The organism is Metapseudomonas boanensis (assembly GCF_018704125.1).
Classification (GTDB): Bacteria; Pseudomonadota; Gammaproteobacteria; order Pseudomonadales; family Pseudomonadaceae; genus Metapseudomonas; species Metapseudomonas boanensis.
The window spans coordinates 845,597-867,456 of the sequence record NZ_JAGTIS010000001.1; the positions used below are offsets into that span (position 1 = coordinate 845,597).

A 21,860-nucleotide genomic window follows, 5' to 3' on the forward strand; every position below is an offset into this window, starting at 1 on the left:
CCGGTTCGTTGAATCGGCTCACGGCGGTCGACGTGGGGATTTCCTGCTGCTGGGTGCCGGGACTGGTTACACTTCACTTTTTCCCGGAAGCCCTGAATCGTGAAGTGGGACATTTTCTGCAACGTTGTCGATAACTTTGGCGATATCGGCGTGACCTGGCGACTGGCCCGGCAGTTGGTGGCCGATCATGGGCAGTCGGTTCGACTGTGGGTGGACGAGCCCGCTGTGTTTGCACCGCTTTGCCCAGGGGCCGATCCCATGGCCGAGTCGCAGTGGCAGCAGGGGGTTGAGATCCGGCATTGGCGCAAGGAGTGGCCAGGTGCCGAGCCTGCGGATGTGGTGATCGAAGCGTTCGCCTGCCAGTTGCCGGCGCCCTACCTCGCCGAGATGGCCGCCAGAGAACTCCGGCCGCACTGGCTCAACCTGGAATACCTGAGCGCCGAGGAGTGGGTAGCCGGTTGTCACGGGCTGCCTTCGTTCCAATCCAATGGGTTGCTGAAATATTTCTATTTCCCCGGATTCACGCCCGACACCGGCGGCCTGTTGCGCGAGGCGGGGCTGATTGAACGGCGCTGCGCGTTCCAGGCTGATCCGGCTGCTCGGCGGGAATTCCTGCAATCACTGGGCGTGCCTCTGCAGGAGGGGGCCCAGCTGATCTCTCTGTTCGCCTATGAGAACCCGGCATTGTCGGGCTGGCTGGATCAGCTGGCGTCCGGCCAGCGTCCCGTGCAGTTGCTGGTGCCCGTTGGTCGCGTACTGGGGGACGTTGCAAGTTGGCTCGGAGAGAATTCACTGGTAGCTGGCGCACATTTGCGCCGCGGTAGCGTAAGCATCCATGTGCTGCCTTTCGTCAGCCAGGACGATTACGACCGATTGCTTTGGAGCTGCGAGTTGAACGCTGTGCGCGGAGAAGATTCGTTCGTTCGCGCACAATGGGCCGGGCGACCATTCCTGTGGCACATTTACCAGCAGGAGGCGGACGCCCATTGGGAAAAGCTGGAAGCGTTTCTCGACCTCTACCTGCAGGAGCTGTCGCCCAGCGCAGGGCTGGCGCTGGCTGAAGCCTGGAGAGCCTGGAATGGCGGCGAGGGCATGGCTGAAGCCTGGGCTGCGCTGGCCGTCCAATGGCCAGAGCTGCAGCGGCATGCCGAGCAATGGTGCACTGTTCAGGCTGGCCAAACCGACCTGGCGACAGGTCTGGTGCAGTTTTGTACAAATTCGCTATGATACGCGGCCTGTTTTTTGTCACTCATCCAAATCGGATATTCGTATGAAAACCGCTCAAGAGTTCCGCGCCGGCCAAGTCGCCAACATCAATGGCGCTCCCTGGGTCATCCAGAAGGCCGAGTTCAACAAGTCCGGCCGTAACAGCGCAGTCGTCAAGATGAAGCTGAAAAACCTGCTGACCGGCGCCGGCACTGAAACCGTGTTCAAGGCCGACGACAAGCTGGAGCCGGTCATCCTCGAACGCAAGGAAGTGACCTACTCCTACTTCGCCGATCCCCTGTACGTCTTCATGGACACCGAGTTCAACCAGTACGAGATCGAGAAAGCTGACCTGGAAGGCGTCATGACCTTCATCGAAGACGGCATGACCGATGTCTGCGAAGCCGTTTTCTACAACGATCGCGTGATCTCCGTCGAACTGCCGACCACCATCGTTCGCGAAATCGCCTACACCGAACCGTCCGTCCGTGGTGACACCTCCGGCAAGGTGATGAAGACTGCCCGCCTGCACAACGGTGCCGAGCTGCAGGTTTCCGCCTTCTGCGAAATCGGTGACTCCATCGAGATCGATACCCGCACTGGCGAGTACAAGTCCCGCGTGAAGGCCTAAGCCTTTTGCGAGACAAGAAAAAGCCCGGCTGACGCCGGGCTTTTTCGTTTTTTGCGCTGTTTGCTTACTGCAGGTGTTTCTTCAGCTCTTCGGAGGCTTGTTGCATGGCCGAACGGGTGCCGGGCACGTTGGCCAGAACGTTGAGCAGGCCAAAGTCATGGATCATCCCGTTGTAGCGCACTGACGTCACCGGCACGCCGGCGGCGTCCAGCTTGCGGGCGTAGGCTTCGCCTTCGTCACGTAGCACGTCGAACTCCGCAGTCTGCACCAGGGCCGGTGGCAAGCCTTTCAGTTGCTCCACCGATGCTTGCAGCGGTGAGGCATAGATCTCGGCGCGCTGGCGCGGATCGGTGGTGTAGTTATTCCAGAACCATTGCATCAGGCTCTTGCTGAGGAAGTGGCCGTCGGCGAACTGGTTGTACGACGCGTTGTTGAAGTTGGCGTCGGTCACCGGCCAGAGCAGTGCCTGGAAGCGGATCTTCGGCGTGCCCTTGTCCTTGGCCATCAGGCTGACCACTGCCGCCATATTGCCGCCCACGCTGTTGCCAGCCACGGCCAGGCGCTTGCCGTCGACACCGATCTCCTGACCGTGCTCGGCCACCCACTTGGTCGCTGCATAGGCCTGGTTGATGGCCGTCGGATACTTGGCCTCGGGGGAGGGCGTGTAGTTGACGTACACCGCCACCGCACCGGATCCGGCCACCAGGTCACGAATCAGGCGTTCGTGGGTCGGGTAGTCACCCAGTACCCAGCCACCACCGTGGAAGAACATGAAGACCGGCAAGGTACCTTTGGCGCCTGCGGGGCGGACGATGGTCAGGTCGATTTGCTGGCCATCGGCGGTGATGGCCTTCTGGCTGACATCGGCCTTGGGCAGTTCCAGCTTGACGCCTGCCTGGGCACCCACCAGCACGGCACGGGCGTCCTTCGGCGCCAGGGTCTCCAGCGGCTTCCCGCCGCCTGCGGCCAGGGCCTCGAGGAAAGCCTGGGTGTTGCGTTCGACGCCTGGGCTACCGGCGGCGAAAGCGCTGCCCACGGAAAGAGCGAGCAGGCTACCGGCGAGAATCGTGCTGATCGGTTTCATCTTCATGTTCCTCCAGTTGGGTGGGCTGGGTTCAGACGGTGACGTTCAGACGGACGTCGATGTTGCCGCGAGTGGCGTTCGAGTACGGACAGACCTGGTGAGCGGCGGCTACCAGTTCTTCCGCGGCGGCGCGGTCAAGGCCCGGCAAGTCTATGTTGAGTTCCACTTCCAGGCCGAATCCGCCGGGGATCTGGCCGATTCCGACCTTGCCGGTGATGGAGGCGTCGGCCGGGATCTGGCGCTTGTTCTGACTGGCAACGAACTTCAGGGCACCGATGAAGCAGGCTGAATAGCCGGCTGCGAACAGTTGCTCGGGGTTGGTGGCTTCACCGCCCAGGCCGCCGAGTTCGCGGGGGGTGGTCAGTTTCACGTCGAGGAATCCATCGGAAGAAATAGCCCGTCCGTCACGGCCGCCGGTGGCAGTCGCGGTGGCGGTGTACAGCGCTTTGATGGTTTGCATGTCGAAGTCTCCAGGTGGTTTGCTTGATAAAAACTTGTGCGCTAAGTAAATGCGTTAACGTAAATTAGTGCGAATAAACTTAGTGCGCAAGATAAAATTTAGAGAATTTCGAAATAAGCCTATGCAGATTCTGGAATGAGTAGGTCAGACGGCCTTTTGCAGGCTGTTACGCAGGGCGACGAGTTCGGATTTGAGGCTGCCAAGCTCATCCAGGCCCAGCTCCGTTGCCGTCAGGATGCACGCGGGAACGCGCTTCGCCTGCTCCTGCATGGCCCGGCCCTTGTCGGTCAGACGCAGTTCCACCACGCGCTCGTCCTTGGTGCTGCGGGTGCGCGTGAGCAGTCCCTCGGCTTCCAGGCGCTTGAGCAGGGGCGTAAGCGAGCCGGGGTCGGTGAGCAATCGGGTGCTGATTTCGCCAACGGTAATGCCGTCACGTTCCCAGAGCACCATCATCGCGAGGTATTGCGGGTAGGTCAGGCCGAGTTCCTGAAGCAACGGCTTGTAGACCTTGGTCATCATCAGCGACGTGGAATACAGGGCGAAGCACAGCTGGTTGTCGAGCAGCAGTTCTTTACAGGTTTCGTTGGTGGCCATGGCTGTCTCCGGGCAGTGGAATGTCACTAATTTAGCGCGCAAGTCTTTCGCGGGCAAAATTCATGAGGGGCAGTGGCCGGCTGGGGCAACCGGCCAGCTGGAGGCTTTCTTGCGAGAGGCGCCGAACAAGCCACACTTGCAAGACCGATAACAGCACGGAGAGCAGCATGGAAAATCTGGAGAACCCCTATCAGGCTCCTCAGGCGGAGCTGACGCTGAGCACAGCCGAACCATTGCTGGCGAGTCGCGGGACGCGCTTGGGGGCAGCGTTGATCGATGGTTTGATCATGAGCCTGACGACCCTGCCAGTCGCTTTTTTCAGTGGTGCCTTCGAGGCGGCCAAGCAAGGTCTCGAACCGACGCTCGGCCAGCAGTTGTTGGGGTTGGTTGTGGGACTCGTCGCGTTTGTGCTGATCAATGGCCACTTCCTGAATCAGTATGGGCAGACGGTCGGCAAGCGCGTACTGAAAATCGCCATCATCGGCTTGCAGGGGGAGAAGCCCGAGCTGGCCGGGTTGATCGTCAAGCGTTACCTGATCTGGTGGCTGGTGGCATACATCCCATTGGTGGGCGCTTTGCTGGTGCTGGTGAACTACCTGTTCATCTTCCGCGGTGACCGGCGCTGCCTGCACGACCTCACGGCGGGGACGCGGGTCGTACAGCTACCGGGTTGATCAACCTCGACCCAGGCCGCTCTGCAGAGCCAGGTCCCAGGGCGGCACGGGGCCGAAACGGCTCTTCAGGAACTCCAGCAACAAACGGCTGCGCGAACTGGCCTCACCTTCCAGACGCAAGGCATAGATGCCGCTGGGTTCCGGAGGGGGCAGGCCGTTCTCGCAGAACAGCGGCACCAACTCGCCACGTACCAGGTAGTCGCTGATCAACCAGGTGGGCAGGTGAGCGATGCCGAGGCCAGCGAGGGCGCTGAACAGCAGCGTTTCGGCGTTGTTTGCGGTCATGCGCATGCGTCCGGGGCGTATCGATTGGAGGCGCCCATCCACCTCGAAGCGCCATGCGTACGGCGGCGCCAGGGCGTCCCAGTCCAGCCCGTCGTGCTCGGGCAGTTCGCGCACACTGCGGGGAATGCCGCGCCGCTTGAGGTAGTCCGGGCTAGCGCAGAGTACGCGCACCAGAGGCGCCAGTGGCGTGGCCACCAGGCGGGTATCCGCCAGCGGTCCGATGCGCAACACCAGATCCACCTGCCCAAGGTGCTCGCCTTCCATGTCGATGAAGCTGTCGATCAGCCGCAACTGCACATCCAGGCCGGGGTAGGTCACCAGGAACTCGGCAATGGCCGGAGCCAAGTGGCGGCGGCCGAACGGGGCCGGCGCATCTATGCGGATCAAACCTTCTGGCGCGCTGCTGAGTGACACCGCCTCGGCGCGGGCCAGGCGCAGTTCGGCGAGAATGCGCCTGGCCCGCTCGGCAAAAGCCAGGCCGGCGGGTGTTGCCCGTACCGCGTGGGTACTGCGGACGAACAGGCTGCTGCCCAGGGCCCGTTCCAAGGAGTCGATCCGTCGTGCCACTGCGGAAGGTGTTAGTGGATGGCGGCGTGCGGCGGCGGAAAAGCTGCCAGCGTCCATCACATCAAGGAACAGTGCCAGCTGCTCGGTAAGGGCATCGGGATTCATAGGCTTGCCTTTGCGATATGTGCACAGCCATTTTGCGCCGCTGTGCGTTTCCGTGCCAGCCGGGGCTGCGTAGCATGCGCGGCAGCTCAATGGAGGCGTTATGGATTTGCTGGCGATCGTGTTCAACCTGGTGCTTGGTGCGGCCCTCGGTACCCTGGGCGGGCTTTTTGGCATTGGCGGTGGGTTGATTGCCATTCCGGCGCTGGGCGTGCTGTTCGGCCTTGACCAGCAATTGGCCCAGGGAACCGCGCTGGTGATGGTGGTGCCGAATGTGCTGCTGGCGCTCTGGCGCTACCACCAACGCAACCGCATCGATGCGCGCTACGCGGGGCTGCTGGCAGCGACCGGCTTCGCCTGTGCCTGGCTGGCCTCGCTGTTTGCCGTACGCGTCGACGCGTCCAGTATGCGCCTGGCGTTCGTCGCCTTCCTGCTGGTGCTGGCTGCCTACAACGTTGCCAGGATGTTCATGGCCAAGACCGCAGCCAGCAGCGAATTGCGTCACCCCTGGCCCTGGCTGGGTGTGCTGGGCGGTGCGGCCGGTGCTGCGGGAGGATTGTTCGGCGTGGGCGGTGCGGTGATTGCCACTCCGGTGCTGACCAGCGTGTTCGGTACCACACAGGTGGCGGCCCAAGGCCTTTCGCTGGCTCTGGCGGCCCCTAGTACCGCCGTGACCCTGGCGACTTATGGGCTGCACGATCATGTGAGCTGGGCAATGGGACTGCCCCTGGCAGCGGGTGGCCTGCTCAGCATCAGCTGGGGTGTGCGCCTGGCCCACGCCTTGCCGGAACGGGTGCTGCGCTCGCTGTTCTGTGCATTCCTGGTGCTGTGTGCGGCGTTGCTGTTGATGAAGCAGGCCGGGCCGTAGGCAGGTTGGTGCTGAGCTTGCGAAGCCCAACATCCCGCACCAACCTGCGGAGAGATCGCAGTTAGATCCTGAAACCTTCGACGATGTGCTCGGCAAGGGTTTCGGTGACCGGCGACTGGCTGCTCTGGTTGCGGACCAGCACGATGCTGCACATCGGTAGCTGGGGCAGGCCTTCGGCTTCGCCAAGGATGCGCTGGTCGGGCGTGATCAGGCTTTGTAGTTGGGCTGTCACGGCGAGGCCTGCACTGACTACCGCCATGATCGCCGACAGGCTGGGGCTGGAGTAAGCGACCCGGTATTCGCGCTCGATGGCGTCCAGCGCATTGCAAGCCCAGGCACGACAGAAGCAATCGGTGTTGAACATGGCCAAGGGCATGGGGCGTTGCTCGTGGGGGCTGAAGCCGATCGCCTCGGCCCAGACGAAGCGTTCCTGGCGCAGCAGCTCGCCGATTTCGTTGCCCGGCTTGCGGGTGACGATGGTGAGGTCCAGGTCCTGGCGTTGCAGCAATTGCGACGAGGATTCGCAATGCACTTCCACCTGCACCAGCGGGTAGGACTGGGCGAAGCGCGAGAGGATGCCGGGCAGAAAACGCATCACGTAGTCATCCGGCGTGCCGATGCGCACCGAGCCGACCATATGTGGCTGGCGCAGGGTGTTCATCACCTCGCCGTGCAGCTTCAGGATGCGCCGAGCGTAGCCCAGCAGGATCTGGCCCTCCGCGGTCAGTCGCACCTGGCGTCCGTCGCGCTCGAACACCGTGCGCTGCAGCACGTCTTCCTCCAGGCGCTTCATCTGCATGCTCACCGCCGATTGGGTGCGGTTGACCGCCTCGGCCGCGCGGGTGAAACCGCCGTTGTCGGCGATGGCGACGAAGGTGCGGAGCAGTTCGGTATCGATGGCGGGGTAACTCATACATCAAATCCTGAGATGCAGTGCATCAGAAACATTCGTTGGATTGATCATAGGCCGGGCCTGAAACTAGCGCCATCCCCGAACGGAGGGTTGCACGATGAAAGGTCAATACGGTTTTGTCGGTACGCTGCATCAAGGTCAGGCCCTGGGTTCACCCAGCCGCGACAATCTGATCGAGCGGGCATGGAAGCAGGTCAAGCGCTGGAACCAATTGGCGCGGGAGCGCTATCAGCTGGCAACCTTGAGCGATGAAATGCTCAAGGACATCGGCCTGACCCATAGCGATGTCATGCAAGAGAGCGAGCGGCCTTTCTGGGACGATCCGCTGAAGAAATGAACCGCCAACCCAACTCAAGGACAACAGGGAGTATCCGATGTCGCAACACTATGAACTGGCCCAGGTGAACATCGCCTGGATGAAGGCGCCGCTGGACACGCCACAGATGGCCGATTTCGTCGCCAATCTGGAGCCCGTCAACGCCTTGGCCGAGGCTGCGGCGGGCTTCGTCTGGAGGTTGCAAGACGAAGGGGGCGATGCCACTGCCATTCGGCCATTTGGCGAGGATGTGCTAGTCAATCTCTCGGTATGGAGGGATGTCGCCAGCCTCACCGAGTTCGTCTACAAGTCGGCCCACATCGAGATGCTCAAGCGGCGCAAGGAGTGGTTCGAACGGACTGCCCATGCTCACCAGGTGCTTTGGTGGGTGCCACAGGGGCATCGTCCAGACGTGGCCGAGGCTGCCCACAAACTGGCTTTGCTGCGTGAGGCAGGGCCCACGCCCGAAGCCTTCACCTTCCGCCAGACCTTCCTGGCTCCCGATCAATGGATGCCCGCCGGGCCCTTTTCGGCCAGTGGCGACTCAACCGGAAGTTGATGCTACTTTGCTGTGAAGTGTCGGTATTTCACGGCAGGGAGCCCGCATGACGCCATCGCTTTCCCAGGCAGAGGCCCGCCGCTTGACGCTCAGCGCCCAGGGTTTCGCCCGCATACCCCGTGGCATTGTCCGCCACCGTCAATTGCGGGCGCAGCTCGATGCATTGGGCGTTGTGCAGATCGACTCCGTTAACGCCCTGGTGCGTTCGCACTACTTGCCGGCCTTTTCGCGCCTGGGTCATTACGACCGAGACTTGCTGGATGACCTGGCCTGGGGCAAGGTCAGACACCGCGCGCTGTTCGAATACTGGGGGCACGAAGCGTCATTGCTGCCTCTGGATCTGTATCCACTGATGCGCTGGCGCATGGCACGCGCGGCCAATGGCCAGGGTATCTACCAGCAACTGGCGCGCTTCGGTTTCGAACAGCAGGGCGTGATTCAGCGTGTGCTGCAGGCTGTGCGCGAGCAGGGCGCCCTCGGTGCCGGGGCCTTGAGCACCCGCGCCGAGCGTGCCGGCCCCTGGTGGGACTGGAGCGCGGAAAAACATGCGCTGGAATGGCTGTTCGCTGCGGGTGAAGTCACGGTAGCGGGGCGACGGGGTTTCGAGCGCCTCTACGACCTGCCGGAGCGGGTAATCCCGAGCGAGTGGCTGAACCAACCCGAATTGCCCGAGGCCGAGGCTCAACGCCGCCTGTTGTTGCGCTCGGCCACGGCCCTTGGTGTGGCCACCGAGCGCGACCTACGCGACTACTATCGCCTGGAGACCGCGGATTGCCAGGCGCGGTTGGCCGAATTGGTGGAAGCGGGCGAGTTGCAGCAGGTTGAGGTGCAAGGATGGAGGCAGCCGGGTTATTGCCCTGGCGAGCTGAAGATCCCGCGCAAGGTGAAGGCCAGTGCCTTGCTCTCGCCGTTCGACTCGCTAATCTGGGAACGCGCGCGGACCGAGCGCCTGTTTGACTTCCACTATCGCCTGGAAATCTACACCCCTCAGCATAAGCGCCAGTTCGGCTACTACGTGTTGCCATTCCTGCATGACGAGCGCCTGGCGGCTCGCGTCGACCTGCGTGCCGAGCGCGCCCAGGATCGCCTGGCGGTGCATGCCTTGCACGAAGAAGAACAGGGGCTGGGCGAGGGCGGCCTGCTGGCCCTGGCGGAAAATCTGCGAAAGCTGGCGGATTGGCTTGGCCTGGCGGAAGTGGCGATCACTTGTCGCCGCCCGGGCACTGTTCGCCTGCATGCTGCGCTGGGGCGCGTGGCGAACGGCTGATCCGTCGCCACGTGTTCACAGCTCTCAGAGTGTCAGTTTCAGCTTGCTGGTCAACGCCCCCGGCAGCAGCGTCGACCAGGTCTGGCGCTCGCCATAGGTGGCGTTGGAGAGGCGCAACTGCTGCTCCTGGGTCAGGGCCTCCAGATGCTCGCCGAGGAAACTGTAGAGACTGTCGTCGAAGCGCATGGTGCTGACCGGTGCCTGGATGCGTCCGTCCTCCACCCAGAACGTGGCGAAGCGGGTCATCCCGGTCATGCGCGCGGCGGGTACGTCGGACCAGTTCAGGTACCACAGGTTGCCGATGTAAAGGCCGGTGCCGAGAGCGTCCAGCGCCTGTTCCAGAGGGAGGGTGCCGGGAGCCACGGCCAGCGACTGAGGTGCCTCGTTGGCGTCGGCGCAGTTGACCGTCAAGCCGTACTCGCTTGCGCTGCGTGGGTAGACCAGCTGGCCCGTCAGGCGACCTTCGCGCAGCAGTGCAACGTCACTGCGCGGCGTGCCTTCCGGGCCGAATGCCGGGGCCATCGCGCCGGCCACCCGCTCATCCAGGTCGAGTAGCGGGCTGAGTTGGGCACTGCCTTCCTGCAAGCGTTGCAGCGGACTTTCCTTGTTGGCCAGAGCGCGGGCGGAAAAACCGCCCCAGGCGAGCATACCGAGCACTTCATCGAGGGCTGCCGGAGCGAGGTAGGCACGGTACTCGCCGGGTTCCAGGGTGCGCAGCGGCTTGCCGAGGTGGTCCAGTTGCTGGCGAGCATCATTGACGCGGCGGGCGAACTCGTCCGGGCTCCACTCGGCACCCGCATAATCGGCTTTGACAGCCTGGCCGTTGGCGTGGAACAGGCTCCAGTCGAAGTTGAAGTTATGCGCAACGTGCCAGCCAAAGGCGCCAAAGCTGTTGGCAAAGCCCCGATAGAGCGGGCCAGCGGCGTAGATGCCGACCAGGTCCAGCCCGTTCGCCAAGGATTCCATTTGCGCCAGTACGTCGGTGCTGTCGGGCAACCGGGCTTCACCGAGAGTGCGACGCTGCCAGGCTGATCGTTCCAGTTGCAGGTAAGGATCCGGCGGCAGCTCGCTGACGGCCACTCGCAGTTGCACCAGGCCGTCGGCAAGCCGCTGGTGATCGGTGTCCAGATCGCCAGCGAGGGTAATGGCGAGTTCCGCGTGGCGCCCATCGCGGATCAGCTTCAAGCGGGCAACGGCCTGACGCACCCGGCCGGCCTGGCGCACTTGCGCGTGGTTGAGGCGGATGAATTCGGACTCCTCGGCGCTGTACCAGAGGGTGAAGTCTTCGCCGGCCTGCAACTGGGGGCCCAGGCTTCCGGCGAGGACGGTGAACAGGGATTCTGCGTGGCTCATCAGGCTGCACCTCCGAATACGTCGACCTGGCTGAACACGCAGGCAGGTGACGCATGGCCGACCCGCACCACCTGGTTCGGCTCGCCCTTGCCGCAATAGGGCGTGCCATGGACTTCCAAGGTGCTGGCATCGCCGACGGCAGCAAGGTTGCGCCAGAACTGCGAGGACACGCCCCGGTAGTTGGGATTCTTCACCACACCCTTGAGCTCGCCGTTCTCGATCAATCGGCCCCACTCGCAGCCGAACTGGAACTTGTTGCGCGCATCGTCGATGGACCAGGAGCGGTTGGTGGACATCAACACCCCGTGCTCGATGCCAGCGATCAACTGGGCCAGGCTCTGGTCGCCCGGTTCCAGGTTGAGGTTGGCCATGCGGTCGATGGGCGCACGGTTCCAGCTACTGGCGCGGCTGTTGGCCACTCCGGGCAAACCGCTACGCAGTTGCGACAGGGTGCCACCGAGGGGGCGCAGCAGCAGGCCATCTCGGATCAACAACTCCTTGCGTGCCGGGTGGCCGTCATCGTCGTGGCTGTAGCTGGCCAGTTCTTCGGGGATGCCAGGGTCGAAGGTGACATTCAGCAACCTGGATCCGTACTGGTAGCGGCCGAAATCCGCAAGATCGATGAAGCTGGTGCCGGCGTAGTTGCGCTCGTCGCCAAGGATGCGGTCCAGTTCCAGCGGGTGGCCAATGGATTCGTGGATCTGCAGCATCATCTGGTCGGGCATCAGCAAGAGGTCGGTGCGGCCGCTCGGGGTATTGGAAGCCAGCAGCAGCTGCAGGGCTTCGTCCGCAACTCGCGCTGAGGCACCGACGAATCCCAGGCGCTGAAGTATCTCGGCTCCGCCTTGCTGGCCACTGCCGTAACCGCCGAAAGTGCGGGTCTGGCTGTCACTGCCGTCGAATGCGGTCACGCTGATGCCTGGATAGACGAAGCGCAGCGCCTGCCATTGCTCGGCGCCTGCGCTATTGAGGTAGAGCTGTTCGTGCCGCTGGCAGTCGAGATAAAGGTTCCAGTTCACCAGGCGCGGGTCGCTGGGAACGCGCGCGGACTCTTCGGCCAGCAGCTCGAAGCGTTCGACAAGGCCCGGGAAGGGGAGGTGCAGACTGGGCGACTCGTAATGCGCCTGGCCTTTCGGTGTTGGCGGTTCACCCGGCGGCACCAGGGCATGGCGACTGATCAGCTGGGCCTGCCGTTCGGCGGCTTCGAGGGCACGCTGCAGCCCGGCAAGACTCAGGTCGCTGGTAGCAGCATAGGCCTCCACGCCGGCGATGCGCACGCTGAGCATCGCACCGAGGTCGTCGGTGAAAGCCGGCGGCTCGGGAACATTGCGTCGCAGGCTGCAGTGTTCGCCCGTTTGCCGGACGATGCGCAGGGCGTGGAACTCGGCATGAGTGGTCAGCGCAGCGAAGTGCTGCTTCAAGCGTTCGAACACGGGGTTCCCCCTACACCTGAGAATTCGCAGGCTTCATGGTGAGCGCGCCTCGAGCCGCGTTCAAGGGCTCAAGGACGATGTAATGGCTTGGTAAATAGCCGGTAAAGAGGCTATGCCTGGCGGCTACAACTGCTTATCGTTCAGGCTCTCGCACAGCTTGACCCGAATCATGTCCCCAAATCCTCAAAAAACCCCGCACGCACGCACCCTTCGTCATTGGATGACCATCGCCTTCGGTCTGCTCGCCTTGCTCGCGCTGATCTGGTGGCTGTGGCCGGAAACGGCCGCCCAACCCGCCGGCAAAAGCGGTCGAGGAGGGCCAGGACGCCCGGGCTTCGGCGCGTTCTCCGGACCGGTCCCGGTGCGTGTGGCAACCGTGACGCGAGCCGACTTCCCTGTGTACCTCAAAGCGTTGGGCACGGTGACCGCGCTGAACACGGTGAACGTGCGCGGCCGCGTCGACGGCGAGCTAGTCAAATTGCAGTTCGAAGAAGGTCAGCAGGTCAAAGCCGGCGACCTGCTGGCAGTGATTGATCCGCGTCCCTACGAGGTCGCCTTGCAACAGGCCCAGGGCACTTTGCTGCAGAATCAGGCGCAGCTCAAGAATGCCGAGATCGACCTGGCGCGCTACAAGGGCCTGTATGCCGAAGACAGCATCGCCAAGCAGACCCTGGATACCCAGGCGGCACTGGTGAACCAGTACAAAGGCACCCTCAAGGCCAACGAGGGTGCTGTGGCCGAGGCCAGGCTGAACCTTGAATTCACCCAGGTCCGTGCGCCGATTTCCGGCCGCCTCGGCCTGCGCCAGGTGGATCTTGGCAACCTGGTCACCAGTGGCGACACCACGCCGCTGGTGGTGATCACCCAGACCAAACCGATCAGCGTGGCCTTCACCCTGCCGGAGGGCCAGCTGCCCACCGTGGTTTCGCGCTTCCGCAACGGTCAGCCGCTGGTAGTCGAAGCCTGGGACCGCGCTGACACGGTCAAGCAGGCCGAAGGTGTGTTGCAGAGCCTGGACAATCAGATCGACACCACCACCGGCACGCTGAAGCTCAAGGCCCGGTTCGCCAACGACGACGAGATGCTGTTCCCCAACCAGTTCGTGAATGTGCGCCTGCGCGCCGACCTGATCCCGCAAGCGGTGCTGATCCCCTCGGCCGCTGTGCAGTTCGGCAGCCAGGGCACTTTTGCCTACGTGATGGACGGCGAGAAGAAGGTCAAGGTCAGGCAGCTCGAAACCGGCCCCGGCGATGGTGAACTGACTGTGGTCAGCAAAGGCCTGGAGCCGGGCGACAAGGTAGTGCTGGAAGGCACCGACCGCCTGCGCGATGGCAGCGAAGTGGAAGTGGTGCACGACAAGAGCGAGGTACCGGCCGGGCCCAGCGAGCAATTGCAGGGGGCCAAACCTGAAGGCCAGGACGCGAAAGGCGGCGTATGAACCTCTCGCGTCTGTTCATCCTGCGTCCGGTCGCCACCACCCTGAGCATGCTGGCGATCCTCCTCGCCGGCCTGATCGCCTACCGCTTGCTGCCGGTTTCCGCCCTGCCAGAGGTGGATTACCCGACCATCCGCGTCATGACCCTCTATCCGGGCGCCAGCCCGGACGTGATGACCAGTGCCGTGACCGCGCCGCTGGAGCGCCAGTTCGGGCAGATGCCGGGGCTGACGCAGATGTCCTCCACCAGTTCCGGTGGCGCCTCTGTGATCACCTTGCGCTTCAGCCTGGAAGTCCAGCTGGACGTGGCCGAGCAGGAGGTGCAAGCAGCGATCAATGCGGCCACCAACCTGTTGCCCAACGACTTGCCGGCTCCGCCCGTCTACAACAAGGTCAACCCGGCGGACACGCCCGTCCTGACCCTGGCGGTCAGCTCCAAGACCATGCCGCTGCCCAAGCTGCATAACCTGGTCGACACGCGCATGGCCCAGAAGCTGGCGCAGATCAGTGGCGTCGGCATGGTCAGCATTGCGGGTGGCCAGCGCCAGGCCGTGCGCATTCGCGTCAACCCGGAAGCCCTGGCGGCCAACGGCTTGAACCTGTCGGATGTGCGCAGCCTGGTCGGTGCGTCGAACGTCAACCAGCCCAAGGGTAACTTCGACGGCCCGACGCGCGTGTCGATGCTGGACGCCAACGATCAGCTCAAGTCGGCTGAGGAATACGCCAACCTGATCCTTGCCTACCAGAACGGTGCGGCGCTGCGCCTGAAAGATGTGGCCGACATCGTCGACGGTGCCGAGAACGAACGCCTCGCCGCCTGGGCCAACCAGAACGAAGCGGTGCTGTTGAACATCCAGCGCCAACCTGGCGCGAATGTTATCGAGGTGGTCGACCGCATCCAGGCGCTGCTGCCTTCCATCACCGCCAACCTGCCGGCGGGCCTGGACGTGGTGGTGCTCACCGACCGCACCCAGACCATCCGCGCAGCCATCACTGACGTGAAGCATGAGCTGTTCCTCGCCATCGCCCTGGTGGTGATGGTGACCTTCCTGTTCCTGCGTCGCCTCAGCGCCACCATTATTCCGTCGATTGCCGTGCCTTTGTCGCTGGTGGGCACCTTCGCGGTGATGTACCTGGCCGGCTTCTCCATCAACAACCTGACACTGATGGCGCTGACCATCGCCACCGGTTTCGTGGTCGACGACGCCATCGTCATGCTGGAGAACATCGCGCGGCACCTGGAGGAGGGCGCCACGCCGCTGGAGGCGGCGCTCAAAGGAGCCAGGCAGATCGGCTTCACGCTGATCTCGCTGACCTTCTCGCTGATCGCGGTGCTGATCCCGCTGCTGTTCATGGCCGACGTGGTGGGGCGCCTGTTCCGCGAGTTCGCCATCACCCTGGCGGTAGCCATCCTCATCTCCCTGGTCGTGTCCCTGACCCTGACACCGATGATGTGCGCACGCCTGCTCAAGCGCGAAACCAAGGAAGAGGAGGGCGGCTTCTACAAGGCCAGCGGCGCCCTCATCGACGGCATGATCGCGAGCTACGGCCGCGGCCTGACCTGGGTGCTCAAACACCAGGGGCTGACGCTGCTGGTGGCGGTGGGCACGCTGGTGCTGACCGTGCTGCTTTATCTGGCCGTGCCCAAGGGCTTCTTCCCGGTGCAGGACACCGGTGTCATCCAGGGCATCACCGAGGCGCCGCAGTCCGTCTCGTTCCGCTCCATGAGCGAGCGTCAGCAGCATGCCGCTGCGCTGATCCTCAAGGACCCTGCGGTAGAAAGCCTGACTTCCTACATCGGCGTGGATGGCGATAACGTCACGCTCAACAGTGGGCGCCTGCTGATCAACCTCAAGCCCCATGCCGAGCGTGACCTGACCGCCAGCGAAGTGATCCAGCGCCTGCAACCGGAGCTGGAACGCCAGAGCGAGATCCGCGTCTACCTGCAGCCGGTGCAGGATCTGACCATCGAAGACCGGGTCAGCCGCACCCAGTTCCAGTTCAGCCTGGAGTCACCGGACGCCGACCTGCTCAACGAGTGGACCGGCAAGCTGGTCGACGCCTTGCGCCAGCAGCCGGAGCTCTCGGACGTGGCCAGCGACCTGCAGGACAAGGGGCTGCAGGTGTACCTGAACATCGACCGCGACATGGCCGGACGACTCGGCGTGGAAATATCCAGCATCACCGATGCGCTGTACGACGCCTTCGGCCAGCGGCAGATTTCAACCATCTTCACCCAGGCCAGCCAATACCGCGTGGTGCTGGAGTCCGCCCCGGGCGAGCAGATCGGGCCGCAGGCGCTGCAGCAGATCCACGTTGCCACCAGCGCCGGCAGCCAGGTGCCGCTAACCGCGCTGGCGAAGGTGGAGGAGCGCCAGGCGCAACTGGCCATCAACCACATCGGCCAATTCCCGGCGGTGACGCTGTCATTCAACCTCGCGCCGGACGTGGCACTGGGCGAAGCCGTGGCGGTGATCGAGCGGGTGCAGCAGGAAATCGGCATGCCGGAAGGCATCCAGATTCGCTTCCAGGGTGCAGCGGCAGCCTTCCAGGCCTCGCTGTCGAGCACGCTGCTGCTGATCCTCGCGGCCGTAGTGACCATGTACATCGTTCTGGGTGTGCTCTACGAGAGCTACATCCACCCGGTGACCATACTCTCCACGCTGCCCTCGGCGGGTGTGGGTGCCTTGCTGGGGCTGCTGCTGACCGGCAATGACCTGGGCCTGATCGCCATCATCGGCATCATCCTGCTGATCGGCATCGTGAAGAAGAACGCGATCATGATGATCGACTTCGCCCTGGAGGCCGAACGGCAGCAGGGCATGTCGCCTGAGGCGGCCATCTACCAGGCGGCGCTGCTGCGCTTCCGGCCGATCCTGATGACTACCCTGGCGGCCCTGTTCGGCGCCATACCGTTGATGCTCGCCACCGGCTCTGGCGCTGAACTGCGCCAGCCCCTGGGGCTGGTGATGGTCGGTGGTCTGCTGCTGAGCCAGGTGTTGACGCTGTTCACCACGCCGGTGATTTACCTCGCGTTCGACCGCCTGGCACGCCGCTTCACCGGCCGCAGCGCGGCGGGAGTGGCGGTATGAGCCGCTTTTGTTCCCTCTCCTGCTTGCGGAAGAGGGTTGGGGTGAGGGTGGTTGAGGCCGGCTCGGTATTCAGCAGCGCCCACCATCCCTCATCCGACCCTTCGGGCCACCTTCCCCCAGCGGGAGAAGGGATATGAACCTCTCAGCCCCTTTCATCCGCCGCCCAGTGGCCACCATGCTGCTGAGCCTGGCGATCCTGCTGCTGGGCAGCGTCAGCTTCGGCCTGTTGCCGGTGTCGCCGCTGCCGCAGATGGATTTCCCGGTGATCACTGTGCAGGCCAGCCTGAGCGGTGCCAGCCCGGAAATCATGGCGTCCAGCGTCACCACGCCACTGGAGCGGTCCCTTGGCACCATCGCCGGGGTGAACCAGATGACCAGTCGCACTGGCCAGGGCTCGACGCGGATCATCCTCCAGTTCGACCTTGACCGTGACATCAACGGCGCCGCCCGTGATGTTCAGGCGGCCATCAATGCCTCTCGCAACCTGTTGCCCAGTGGCATGCGCAGCATGCCCACCTACAAGAAGGTCAACCCGTCGCAGGCGCCGATCATGGTGCTGTCGCTGACTTCCGACGTCCTGCAGAAGGGCCAGCTCTACGACCTGGCCTCGACCATCCTGGCGCAGAGTCTGTCGCAGGTGAAAGGCGTCGGCGAGGTGCAGATTGGCGGCAGCTCGCTGCCGGCGGTACGGGTGGAACTGGAGCCGCAGCTGCTCAACCAGTACGGCATCGCCCTGGACGATGTGCGCAGCACCATCGACGCCGCCAACCAGCGCCGGCCCAAGGGCGCTGTGGAGGATGCCGGCCGCCACTGGCAGGTGGGTGCCAATGACCAGTTGGAAAAGGCTGCCGACTATGCACCGCTGATCATCCGCTACCTGGATGGCGCCGCCCTGCGCTTGGGCGACGTAGCCAAAGTCCGCGACGCAGTGGAAGACCGCTACAACAGCGGCTTCTTCAACGACAATTCGGCGGTGCTGCTGGTGATCAATCGCCAGGCCGGCGCCAACATCATCGAGACCATCGAAAGCATCAAGACGCAGCTGCCAGCGTTGCAGGCGGTGTTGCCGGCCAGCGTCAAGCTGGACCTGGCCATGGACCGCTCGCCGGTGATCCGCGCCACCCTGCACGAAGCCGAGCGCACGCTGCTGATTGCCGTGGCGCTGGTGATCCTGGTGGTTTTCCTGTTCCTCGGTAACCTGCGCGCTTCGCTCATCCCCGCGCTGGCGGTGCCGGTATCGCTGGTGGGTACCTTCGCGGTGATGTACCTGATGGGCTTCTCGCTCAACGTGCTGTCGCTGATGGCGCTGATCCTCGCTGCCGGATTGGTGGTGGACGACGCCATCGTGGTGCTGGAGAACATCTCGCGGCATATCAACGATGGCATGGCACCCTTCAAGGCCGCGTTGCAGGGCACCCGTGAAGTGGGCTTCACGCTGCTGTCGATGAACCTCTCGCTGGTGGCAGTGTTCGTCTCCATCCTGTTCATGGGCGGCATCATCGACCGGTTGTTCCGCGAGTTCTCCCTGACCCTGGCGGTGGCCATCCTGGTGTCGCTGCTGGTTTCGCTGACGCTGACACCGATGCTCTGTGCGCGCTGGCTCAAGCCCCACGTGCCGGACCAGGACAGCCGCATCCAGCGTTGGAGCGAGGCCATCCACCAGCGCATGGTCGATGTCTATGGCCGTAGCCTCGGCTGGGCCTTGCGCCACCCGCGCCTGACCCTGGCCAGCCTGCTGGTGACCATCGCCTGTAACGTCGGGCTGTACGTGGTGGTACCCAAGACCTTCCTGCCACAGCAGGACACCGGCCAGTTGATCGGCTTCATTCGTGGCGATGACGGCCTGTCCTTCAGTGTGATGCAGCCGAAGATGGAGATTTTCCGCCGCGCCGTCCTGAAGGACCCGGCGGTGGAAAGTGTGGCCGGCTTCATTGGCGGCAGTGGTGGGATCAACAATGCCTTCATGATCGTGCGCCTGAAACCCATCGCCGAGCGCAATTTGTCGGCGCAGAAGGTCATCGAACGGCTGCGTGAGCACCTGCCCAAAGTGCCCGGCGGGCGCCTGATGCTGATGGCCGACCAGGACCTGCAATTTGGTGGCGGCCGCGAGCAACGCAGCTCGCAGTACGAATACGTGTTGCAGTCCGGCGAGTTGGCAGATCTGCGCACCTGGGGGCCGAAGGTCACCGCTGCGCTCAAGGCATTGCCGGAGCTGACCGCCATCGACGCCAACGAGGGCGATGGCGCCCAGCAGGTTACGCTGGTCGTGGACCGAGACACTGCCAAGCGCCTGGGCATCGACATGGCCATGGTCACGTCGGTACTGAACAACGCCTACAGCCAGCGGCAGATATCCACCATCTACGACAGCCTGAACCAGTACAAGGTGGTGATGGAGGTCAATCCGAAGTACGCCCAGGATCCGGAAACCCTCAAGCAGGTGCAGTTGATCACCGCCGACGGTTTACGTGTGCCGCTGTCCAGCTTCGCCCGTTACCAGCGCAGCCTGGAGGAGGACCGCGTCACTCACGAAGGGCAGTTCGCCTCGGAGAGCATCGCCTTCGACCTGGCGCCCGGCGTCAGCCTCGACCAGGCGACGCTCGCCATCGAGAAGGCGGTGGCCGCCATCGGTCTGCCCAGCTCGGTGATTGCCCGTCTGGGCGGCAGCGCCGATGCCTTCGCCAGCACCCAGCAGAACCAGCCCTGGATGATCCTGGCGGCGCTGGGCCTCGTGTACCTCGTGCTGGGCATACTCTACGAGAGCTACATCCACCCGTTGACCATCCTCTCGACGCTGCCGTCGGCAGGGGTGGGCGCGCTGCTGGCGATCCTCGCCATCGGCGGCGAGTTCAGCCTGATCTCGCTGCTCGGCCTGTTCCTGCTGATTGGTGTGGTGAAGAAGAACGCCATCATGATGATCGACCTGGCCCTGCAGTTGGAGCGCCACGACGGGCTGTCGCCGGACGAATCCATCCGTCGCGCCTGCCTGCTGCGCCTGCGTCCGATCCTGATGACCACGCTGGCGGCGATCCTCGGCGCCGTACCGTTGCTGATCGGCGGCACCGAGGGGGCGGAAATGCGTCAGCCGCTGGGCGTGGCCATTATTGGCGGCCTGGTGCTGAGCCAGATCCTCACCCTCTATACCACGCCCGTGGTTTACCTCTACCTCGACCGCCTGCGCCATCGCTTCAATCGTTGGCGCGGCGTGCGTACCGATGCCGCATTGGAAACACCGCTATGAAAACCCCGCTTCCGACCCCGAAACCGCTGTGCCGCGCCGTTGCTTTGGCCTTCGCTGGGCTGCTGCTGGCCGGCTGTGCCATCGGCCCGGATTACAAACGTCCCGAGCATGTGCTGCCCGCACAGTTCAAGCACGCCGAAGGCTGGAAGTTGGCCACCCCGGCTGACCTGGAACACCGTGGCCGTTGGTGGGAGCTGTACGGCGACACCACGCTGAGCGATCTGCAGCAGCGCCTGGGGGCCTCCAATCAGACACTGGCCCAGTCCGTTGCCCAGTACCGCCAGGCCCAGGCATTGGCCCGCGGTGCTCGTGCGTCGTTCTTCCCGTCGGTTTCCGCAAACGTCGGCAAGACCCGTTCGGGGCAGGGCGGTGGCAGCAGCACGGTGCGCCTGGCCGACGGCTCCACCGTGACCAGTTCCGGGAGCAGTGGTGTATCCAAGAGCTACGATGCCAATCTCGGGGTGAACTGGGAACTGGACCTGTGGGGTAAGCTGCGTAGGCAACTGGAGTCCGACACCGCGAGCATGCAGGCCAGTGCTGCCGATCTCGCCGCTGCCCGCCTGAGCCTGCAATCGGAGCTGGCGCAGAACTATCTGCAACTGCGTGTTCTCGATGCGCAGAGGCGATTGCTGGATGCCACGGTCGCCGCTTATCAGCGTTCGCTGACCCTGACGGAAAACCAGTACAAGGCCGGCATCGTCACCAAGGCGGACGTAGCCCAGGCCACCACCCAGCTAAAAGGCACCCAGGCCCAGGCTATCGACTTGAAGTACCAGCGCGCCCAACTCGAGAACGCCATCGCCGTGCTGGTTGGCGTTCCGCCAGCGGAGTTCAGCCTGACCGAGGTGGACAGCGTGCCGGGCTTGCCGCAAGTGCCGGCGCTGCTGCCCTCGCAACTGCTGGAACGCCGCCCTGATGTTGCCGCTGCCGAACGCGACGTCATGGCCGCCAACGCACAGATCGGTGTCGCCAAGTCCGCTTATTTCCCGAGCCTGAGTCTCACGGCGGCGGGTGGCTATCGTGGTGACAGCCTGAGCGACTGGATCAGCACGCCGAACCGCTTCTGGTCGATTGGGCCAGAGTTCGCCATTACGCTGTTCGACGGTGGGCTGATCCGCTCCCAGGTGGCCCAGACCGAAGCCAGCTACGACCAGACCGTGGCCTTCTACCGCCAGACCGTGCTCGACAGCTTCCGCGAGGTGGAGGACTACATGGTCCAGTTGGATGTACTGGAAGAGGAGAGCGGGGTGCAGCAGGAAGCCCTGGACGCCGCCCGTGAGGCTCTGCGCCTGACCACCAATCAGTACAAGGCTGGTACCGTCGATTTCAACAGCGTGGTGACCACCCAGACCACCGCGCTCAGCAACGAACGCAGTGTGTTGACCCTGCTTGGCAGCCGTCTCACCACCAGCGTCCAACTCGTCGCCGCCCTGGGCGGCGGTTGGGAGCAGGCGCAGTTGGAGAAGGCGGATTCGGACGCGGAAGAGCTGCCCTAATGGACATCCGCAGGGCAGGCCTTCGGTCTGCTTGGCGAATGAATTGGCTCTGTCGGCGTTAGCTGTTGCTAGCCATCAACGGTCGGGCTGAGAGCCCTGTAGGAGCGAGGGGGACGCCGAGTTCTTGCTCGCGAAATGCGCCCGTTCGCCAGCAAGCTGAACTGGCTTAATGATTTTGGACACCTCACTCGGGCGCTATGATGGCCCAAATCTGAGGTATGTCGGAATGCGTAAGTCCTACTCGAATGAATTCAAACTCAAGGCTGCCAGCATGGTTCTGGACG

At 63.7% G+C, this 21,860-nt stretch carries 18 protein-coding genes; 11 read left to right on the top strand and 7 right to left on the bottom strand.

Going from position 1 to position 21,860, the window contains the following annotated elements:
• Positions 1 to 96 precede the first annotated feature (96 nt).
• Positions 97 to 1,227 (top strand): elongation factor P maturation arginine rhamnosyltransferase EarP, encoded by a 1,131-nt coding sequence (gene earP, locus J7302_RS04015; protein ID WP_394359068.1) that lies wholly within the window; start codon positions 97 to 99, stop codon positions 1,225 to 1,227.
• A gap of 43 nt (positions 1,228 to 1,270) precedes the next feature.
• A complete protein-coding gene (efp, locus tag J7302_RS04020; RefSeq protein ID WP_215370620.1) occupies positions 1,271 to 1,837 on the top strand; it encodes an elongation factor P in 567 nt (188 codons plus the stop codon).
• Positions 1,838 to 1,901: 64 nt separating this feature from the next.
• Here efp and J7302_RS04025 read toward each other — a convergent pair whose 3' ends face one another.
• The 3 genes from J7302_RS04025 to J7302_RS04035 form a co-directional block, all read right to left on the bottom strand.
• Positions 1,902 to 2,921 (bottom strand): alpha/beta hydrolase, encoded by a 1,020-nt coding sequence (locus J7302_RS04025; protein ID WP_215370623.1) that lies wholly within the window; start codon positions 2,919 to 2,921, stop codon positions 1,902 to 1,904.
• Between the two features lie 31 nt (positions 2,922 to 2,952).
• On the bottom strand, positions 2,953 to 3,381 hold the full coding sequence (locus J7302_RS04030; protein WP_215370626.1) for an organic hydroperoxide resistance protein: 429 nt from the start codon (positions 3,379 to 3,381) through the stop codon (positions 2,953 to 2,955).
• 144 nt (positions 3,382 to 3,525) lie between these two features.
• A complete protein-coding gene (locus J7302_RS04035; RefSeq protein WP_215370629.1) occupies positions 3,526 to 3,975 on the bottom strand; it encodes a MarR family winged helix-turn-helix transcriptional regulator in 450 nt (149 codons plus the stop codon).
• A gap of 167 nt (positions 3,976 to 4,142) precedes the next feature.
• Between J7302_RS04035 and J7302_RS04040 the strand changes: the two genes are divergently transcribed.
• Entirely contained in the window at positions 4,143 to 4,649 is a 507-nt protein-coding gene (locus J7302_RS04040) for an RDD family protein (protein WP_215370632.1), read from the top strand.
• Here J7302_RS04040 and J7302_RS04045 read toward each other — a convergent pair whose 3' ends face one another.
• The gene (locus J7302_RS04045; RefSeq protein ID WP_215370635.1) at positions 4,650 to 5,606 is read right to left on the bottom strand and encodes a LysR family transcriptional regulator; all 957 of its coding nucleotides are present in this window, start codon (positions 5,604 to 5,606) and stop codon (positions 4,650 to 4,652) included.
• Positions 5,607 to 5,706: 100 nt separating this feature from the next.
• Here J7302_RS04045 and J7302_RS04050 point away from each other — a divergent pair, with 100 nt between their 5' ends.
• Positions 5,707 to 6,471 (top strand): sulfite exporter TauE/SafE family protein, encoded by a 765-nt coding sequence (locus J7302_RS04050; RefSeq protein ID WP_215370638.1) that lies wholly within the window; start codon positions 5,707 to 5,709, stop codon positions 6,469 to 6,471.
• A gap of 61 nt (positions 6,472 to 6,532) precedes the next feature.
• Here the strand turns inward: J7302_RS04050 and J7302_RS04055 are convergent, their stop codons facing one another.
• The gene (locus J7302_RS04055) at positions 6,533 to 7,384 is read right to left on the bottom strand and encodes a LysR substrate-binding domain-containing protein (protein ID WP_215370642.1); all 852 of its coding nucleotides are present in this window, start codon (positions 7,382 to 7,384) and stop codon (positions 6,533 to 6,535) included.
• Positions 7,385 to 7,481: 97 nt separating this feature from the next.
• Between J7302_RS04055 and J7302_RS04060 the strand changes: the two genes are divergently transcribed.
• The 3 genes from J7302_RS04060 to J7302_RS04070 are packed head-to-tail and all read left to right on the top strand — an operon-like array spanning position 7,482 to position 9,526.
• A complete protein-coding gene (locus tag J7302_RS04060; RefSeq protein ID WP_215370646.1) occupies positions 7,482 to 7,721 on the top strand; it encodes a DUF1127 domain-containing protein in 240 nt (79 codons plus the stop codon).
• A gap of 37 nt (positions 7,722 to 7,758) precedes the next feature.
• A complete protein-coding gene (locus tag J7302_RS04065) occupies positions 7,759 to 8,259 on the top strand; it encodes a DUF3291 domain-containing protein (RefSeq protein ID WP_215370649.1) in 501 nt (166 codons plus the stop codon).
• A 46-nt stretch (positions 8,260 to 8,305) separates the two neighbouring features.
• Positions 8,306 to 9,526, top strand: a complete 1,221-nt coding sequence (locus J7302_RS04070; protein ID WP_215370652.1) for a winged helix-turn-helix domain-containing protein — start codon at positions 8,306 to 8,308, stop codon at positions 9,524 to 9,526.
• Positions 9,527 to 9,550: 24 nt separating this feature from the next.
• On the opposite strand, the gene J7302_RS04075 is transcribed toward J7302_RS04070, so the two are convergent.
• Together J7302_RS04075 and J7302_RS04080 are read right to left on the bottom strand one after the other, a co-directional pair.
• Positions 9,551 to 10,879, bottom strand: a complete 1,329-nt coding sequence (locus J7302_RS04075; protein WP_215370655.1) for a TldD/PmbA family protein — start codon at positions 10,877 to 10,879, stop codon at positions 9,551 to 9,553.
• Complete coding sequence (locus J7302_RS04080; protein WP_215370659.1) at positions 10,879 to 12,312, bottom strand: TldD/PmbA family protein; 1,434 nt, start codon at positions 12,310 to 12,312, stop codon at positions 10,879 to 10,881. The genes J7302_RS04075 and J7302_RS04080 overlap by 1 nt, the downstream gene beginning before the upstream one ends.
• A gap of 169 nt (positions 12,313 to 12,481) precedes the next feature.
• On the opposite strand from J7302_RS04080, the gene J7302_RS04085 reads away from it, so the two are divergent.
• From J7302_RS04085 to J7302_RS04100, 4 genes are all read left to right on the top strand, one after another.
• On the top strand, positions 12,482 to 13,750 hold the full coding sequence (locus tag J7302_RS04085) for an MdtA/MuxA family multidrug efflux RND transporter periplasmic adaptor subunit (protein WP_215370662.1): 1,269 nt from the start codon (positions 12,482 to 12,484) through the stop codon (positions 13,748 to 13,750).
• Entirely contained in the window at positions 13,747 to 16,839 is a 3,093-nt protein-coding gene (locus J7302_RS04090) for an MdtB/MuxB family multidrug efflux RND transporter permease subunit (protein WP_215370665.1), read from the top strand. The genes J7302_RS04085 and J7302_RS04090 overlap by 4 nt, the downstream gene beginning before the upstream one ends.
• A 133-nt stretch (positions 16,840 to 16,972) precedes the next feature.
• The gene (locus J7302_RS04095; RefSeq protein ID WP_215370669.1) at positions 16,973 to 20,080 is read left to right on the top strand and encodes an efflux RND transporter permease subunit; all 3,108 of its coding nucleotides are present in this window, start codon (positions 16,973 to 16,975) and stop codon (positions 20,078 to 20,080) included.
• On the top strand, positions 20,077 to 21,576 hold the full coding sequence (locus tag J7302_RS04100) for an efflux transporter outer membrane subunit (RefSeq protein WP_215370672.1): 1,500 nt from the start codon (positions 20,077 to 20,079) through the stop codon (positions 21,574 to 21,576). The genes J7302_RS04095 and J7302_RS04100 overlap by 4 nt, the downstream gene beginning before the upstream one ends.
• Positions 21,577 to 21,860: the final 284 nt, after the last annotated feature.

What these genes read in the sequence shown, in the direction of transcription:
- J7302_RS04055 (WP_215370642.1), bottom strand. Translation starts at nt 7,384, where the DNA reads ATGAGTTACCCCGCCATCGATACCGAACTGCTCCGCACCTTCGTCGCC.
- J7302_RS04030 (WP_215370626.1), bottom strand. Translation starts at nt 3,381, where the DNA reads ATGCAAACCATCAAAGCGCTGTACACCGCCACCGCGACTGCCACCGGC.
- J7302_RS04035 (WP_215370629.1), bottom strand. Translation starts at nt 3,975, where the DNA reads ATGGCCACCAACGAAACCTGTAAAGAACTGCTGCTCGACAACCAGCTG.
- efp (WP_215370620.1), top strand. Translation starts at nt 1,271, where the DNA reads ATGAAAACCGCTCAAGAGTTCCGCGCCGGCCAAGTCGCCAACATCAAT.
- J7302_RS04050 (WP_215370638.1), top strand. Translation starts at nt 5,707, where the DNA reads ATGGATTTGCTGGCGATCGTGTTCAACCTGGTGCTTGGTGCGGCCCTC.
- J7302_RS04100 (WP_215370672.1), top strand. Translation starts at nt 20,077, where the DNA reads ATGAAAACCCCGCTTCCGACCCCGAAACCGCTGTGCCGCGCCGTTGCT.
- J7302_RS04045 (WP_215370635.1), bottom strand. Translation starts at nt 5,606, where the DNA reads ATGAATCCCGATGCCCTTACCGAGCAGCTGGCACTGTTCCTTGATGTG.
- J7302_RS04040 (WP_215370632.1), top strand. Translation starts at nt 4,143, where the DNA reads ATGGAAAATCTGGAGAACCCCTATCAGGCTCCTCAGGCGGAGCTGACG.
- J7302_RS04090 (WP_215370665.1), top strand. Translation starts at nt 13,747, where the DNA reads ATGAACCTCTCGCGTCTGTTCATCCTGCGTCCGGTCGCCACCACCCTG.
- J7302_RS04075 (WP_215370655.1), bottom strand. Translation starts at nt 10,879, where the DNA reads ATGAGCCACGCAGAATCCCTGTTCACCGTCCTCGCCGGAAGCCTGGGC.
- J7302_RS04085 (WP_215370662.1), top strand. Translation starts at nt 12,482, where the DNA reads ATGTCCCCAAATCCTCAAAAAACCCCGCACGCACGCACCCTTCGTCAT.
- J7302_RS04065 (WP_215370649.1), top strand. Translation starts at nt 7,759, where the DNA reads ATGTCGCAACACTATGAACTGGCCCAGGTGAACATCGCCTGGATGAAG.
- J7302_RS04070 (WP_215370652.1), top strand. Translation starts at nt 8,306, where the DNA reads ATGACGCCATCGCTTTCCCAGGCAGAGGCCCGCCGCTTGACGCTCAGC.
- J7302_RS04095 (WP_215370669.1), top strand. Translation starts at nt 16,973, where the DNA reads ATGAACCTCTCAGCCCCTTTCATCCGCCGCCCAGTGGCCACCATGCTG.
- J7302_RS04025 (WP_215370623.1), bottom strand. Translation starts at nt 2,921, where the DNA reads ATGAAACCGATCAGCACGATTCTCGCCGGTAGCCTGCTCGCTCTTTCC.
- J7302_RS04060 (WP_215370646.1), top strand. Translation starts at nt 7,482, where the DNA reads ATGAAAGGTCAATACGGTTTTGTCGGTACGCTGCATCAAGGTCAGGCC.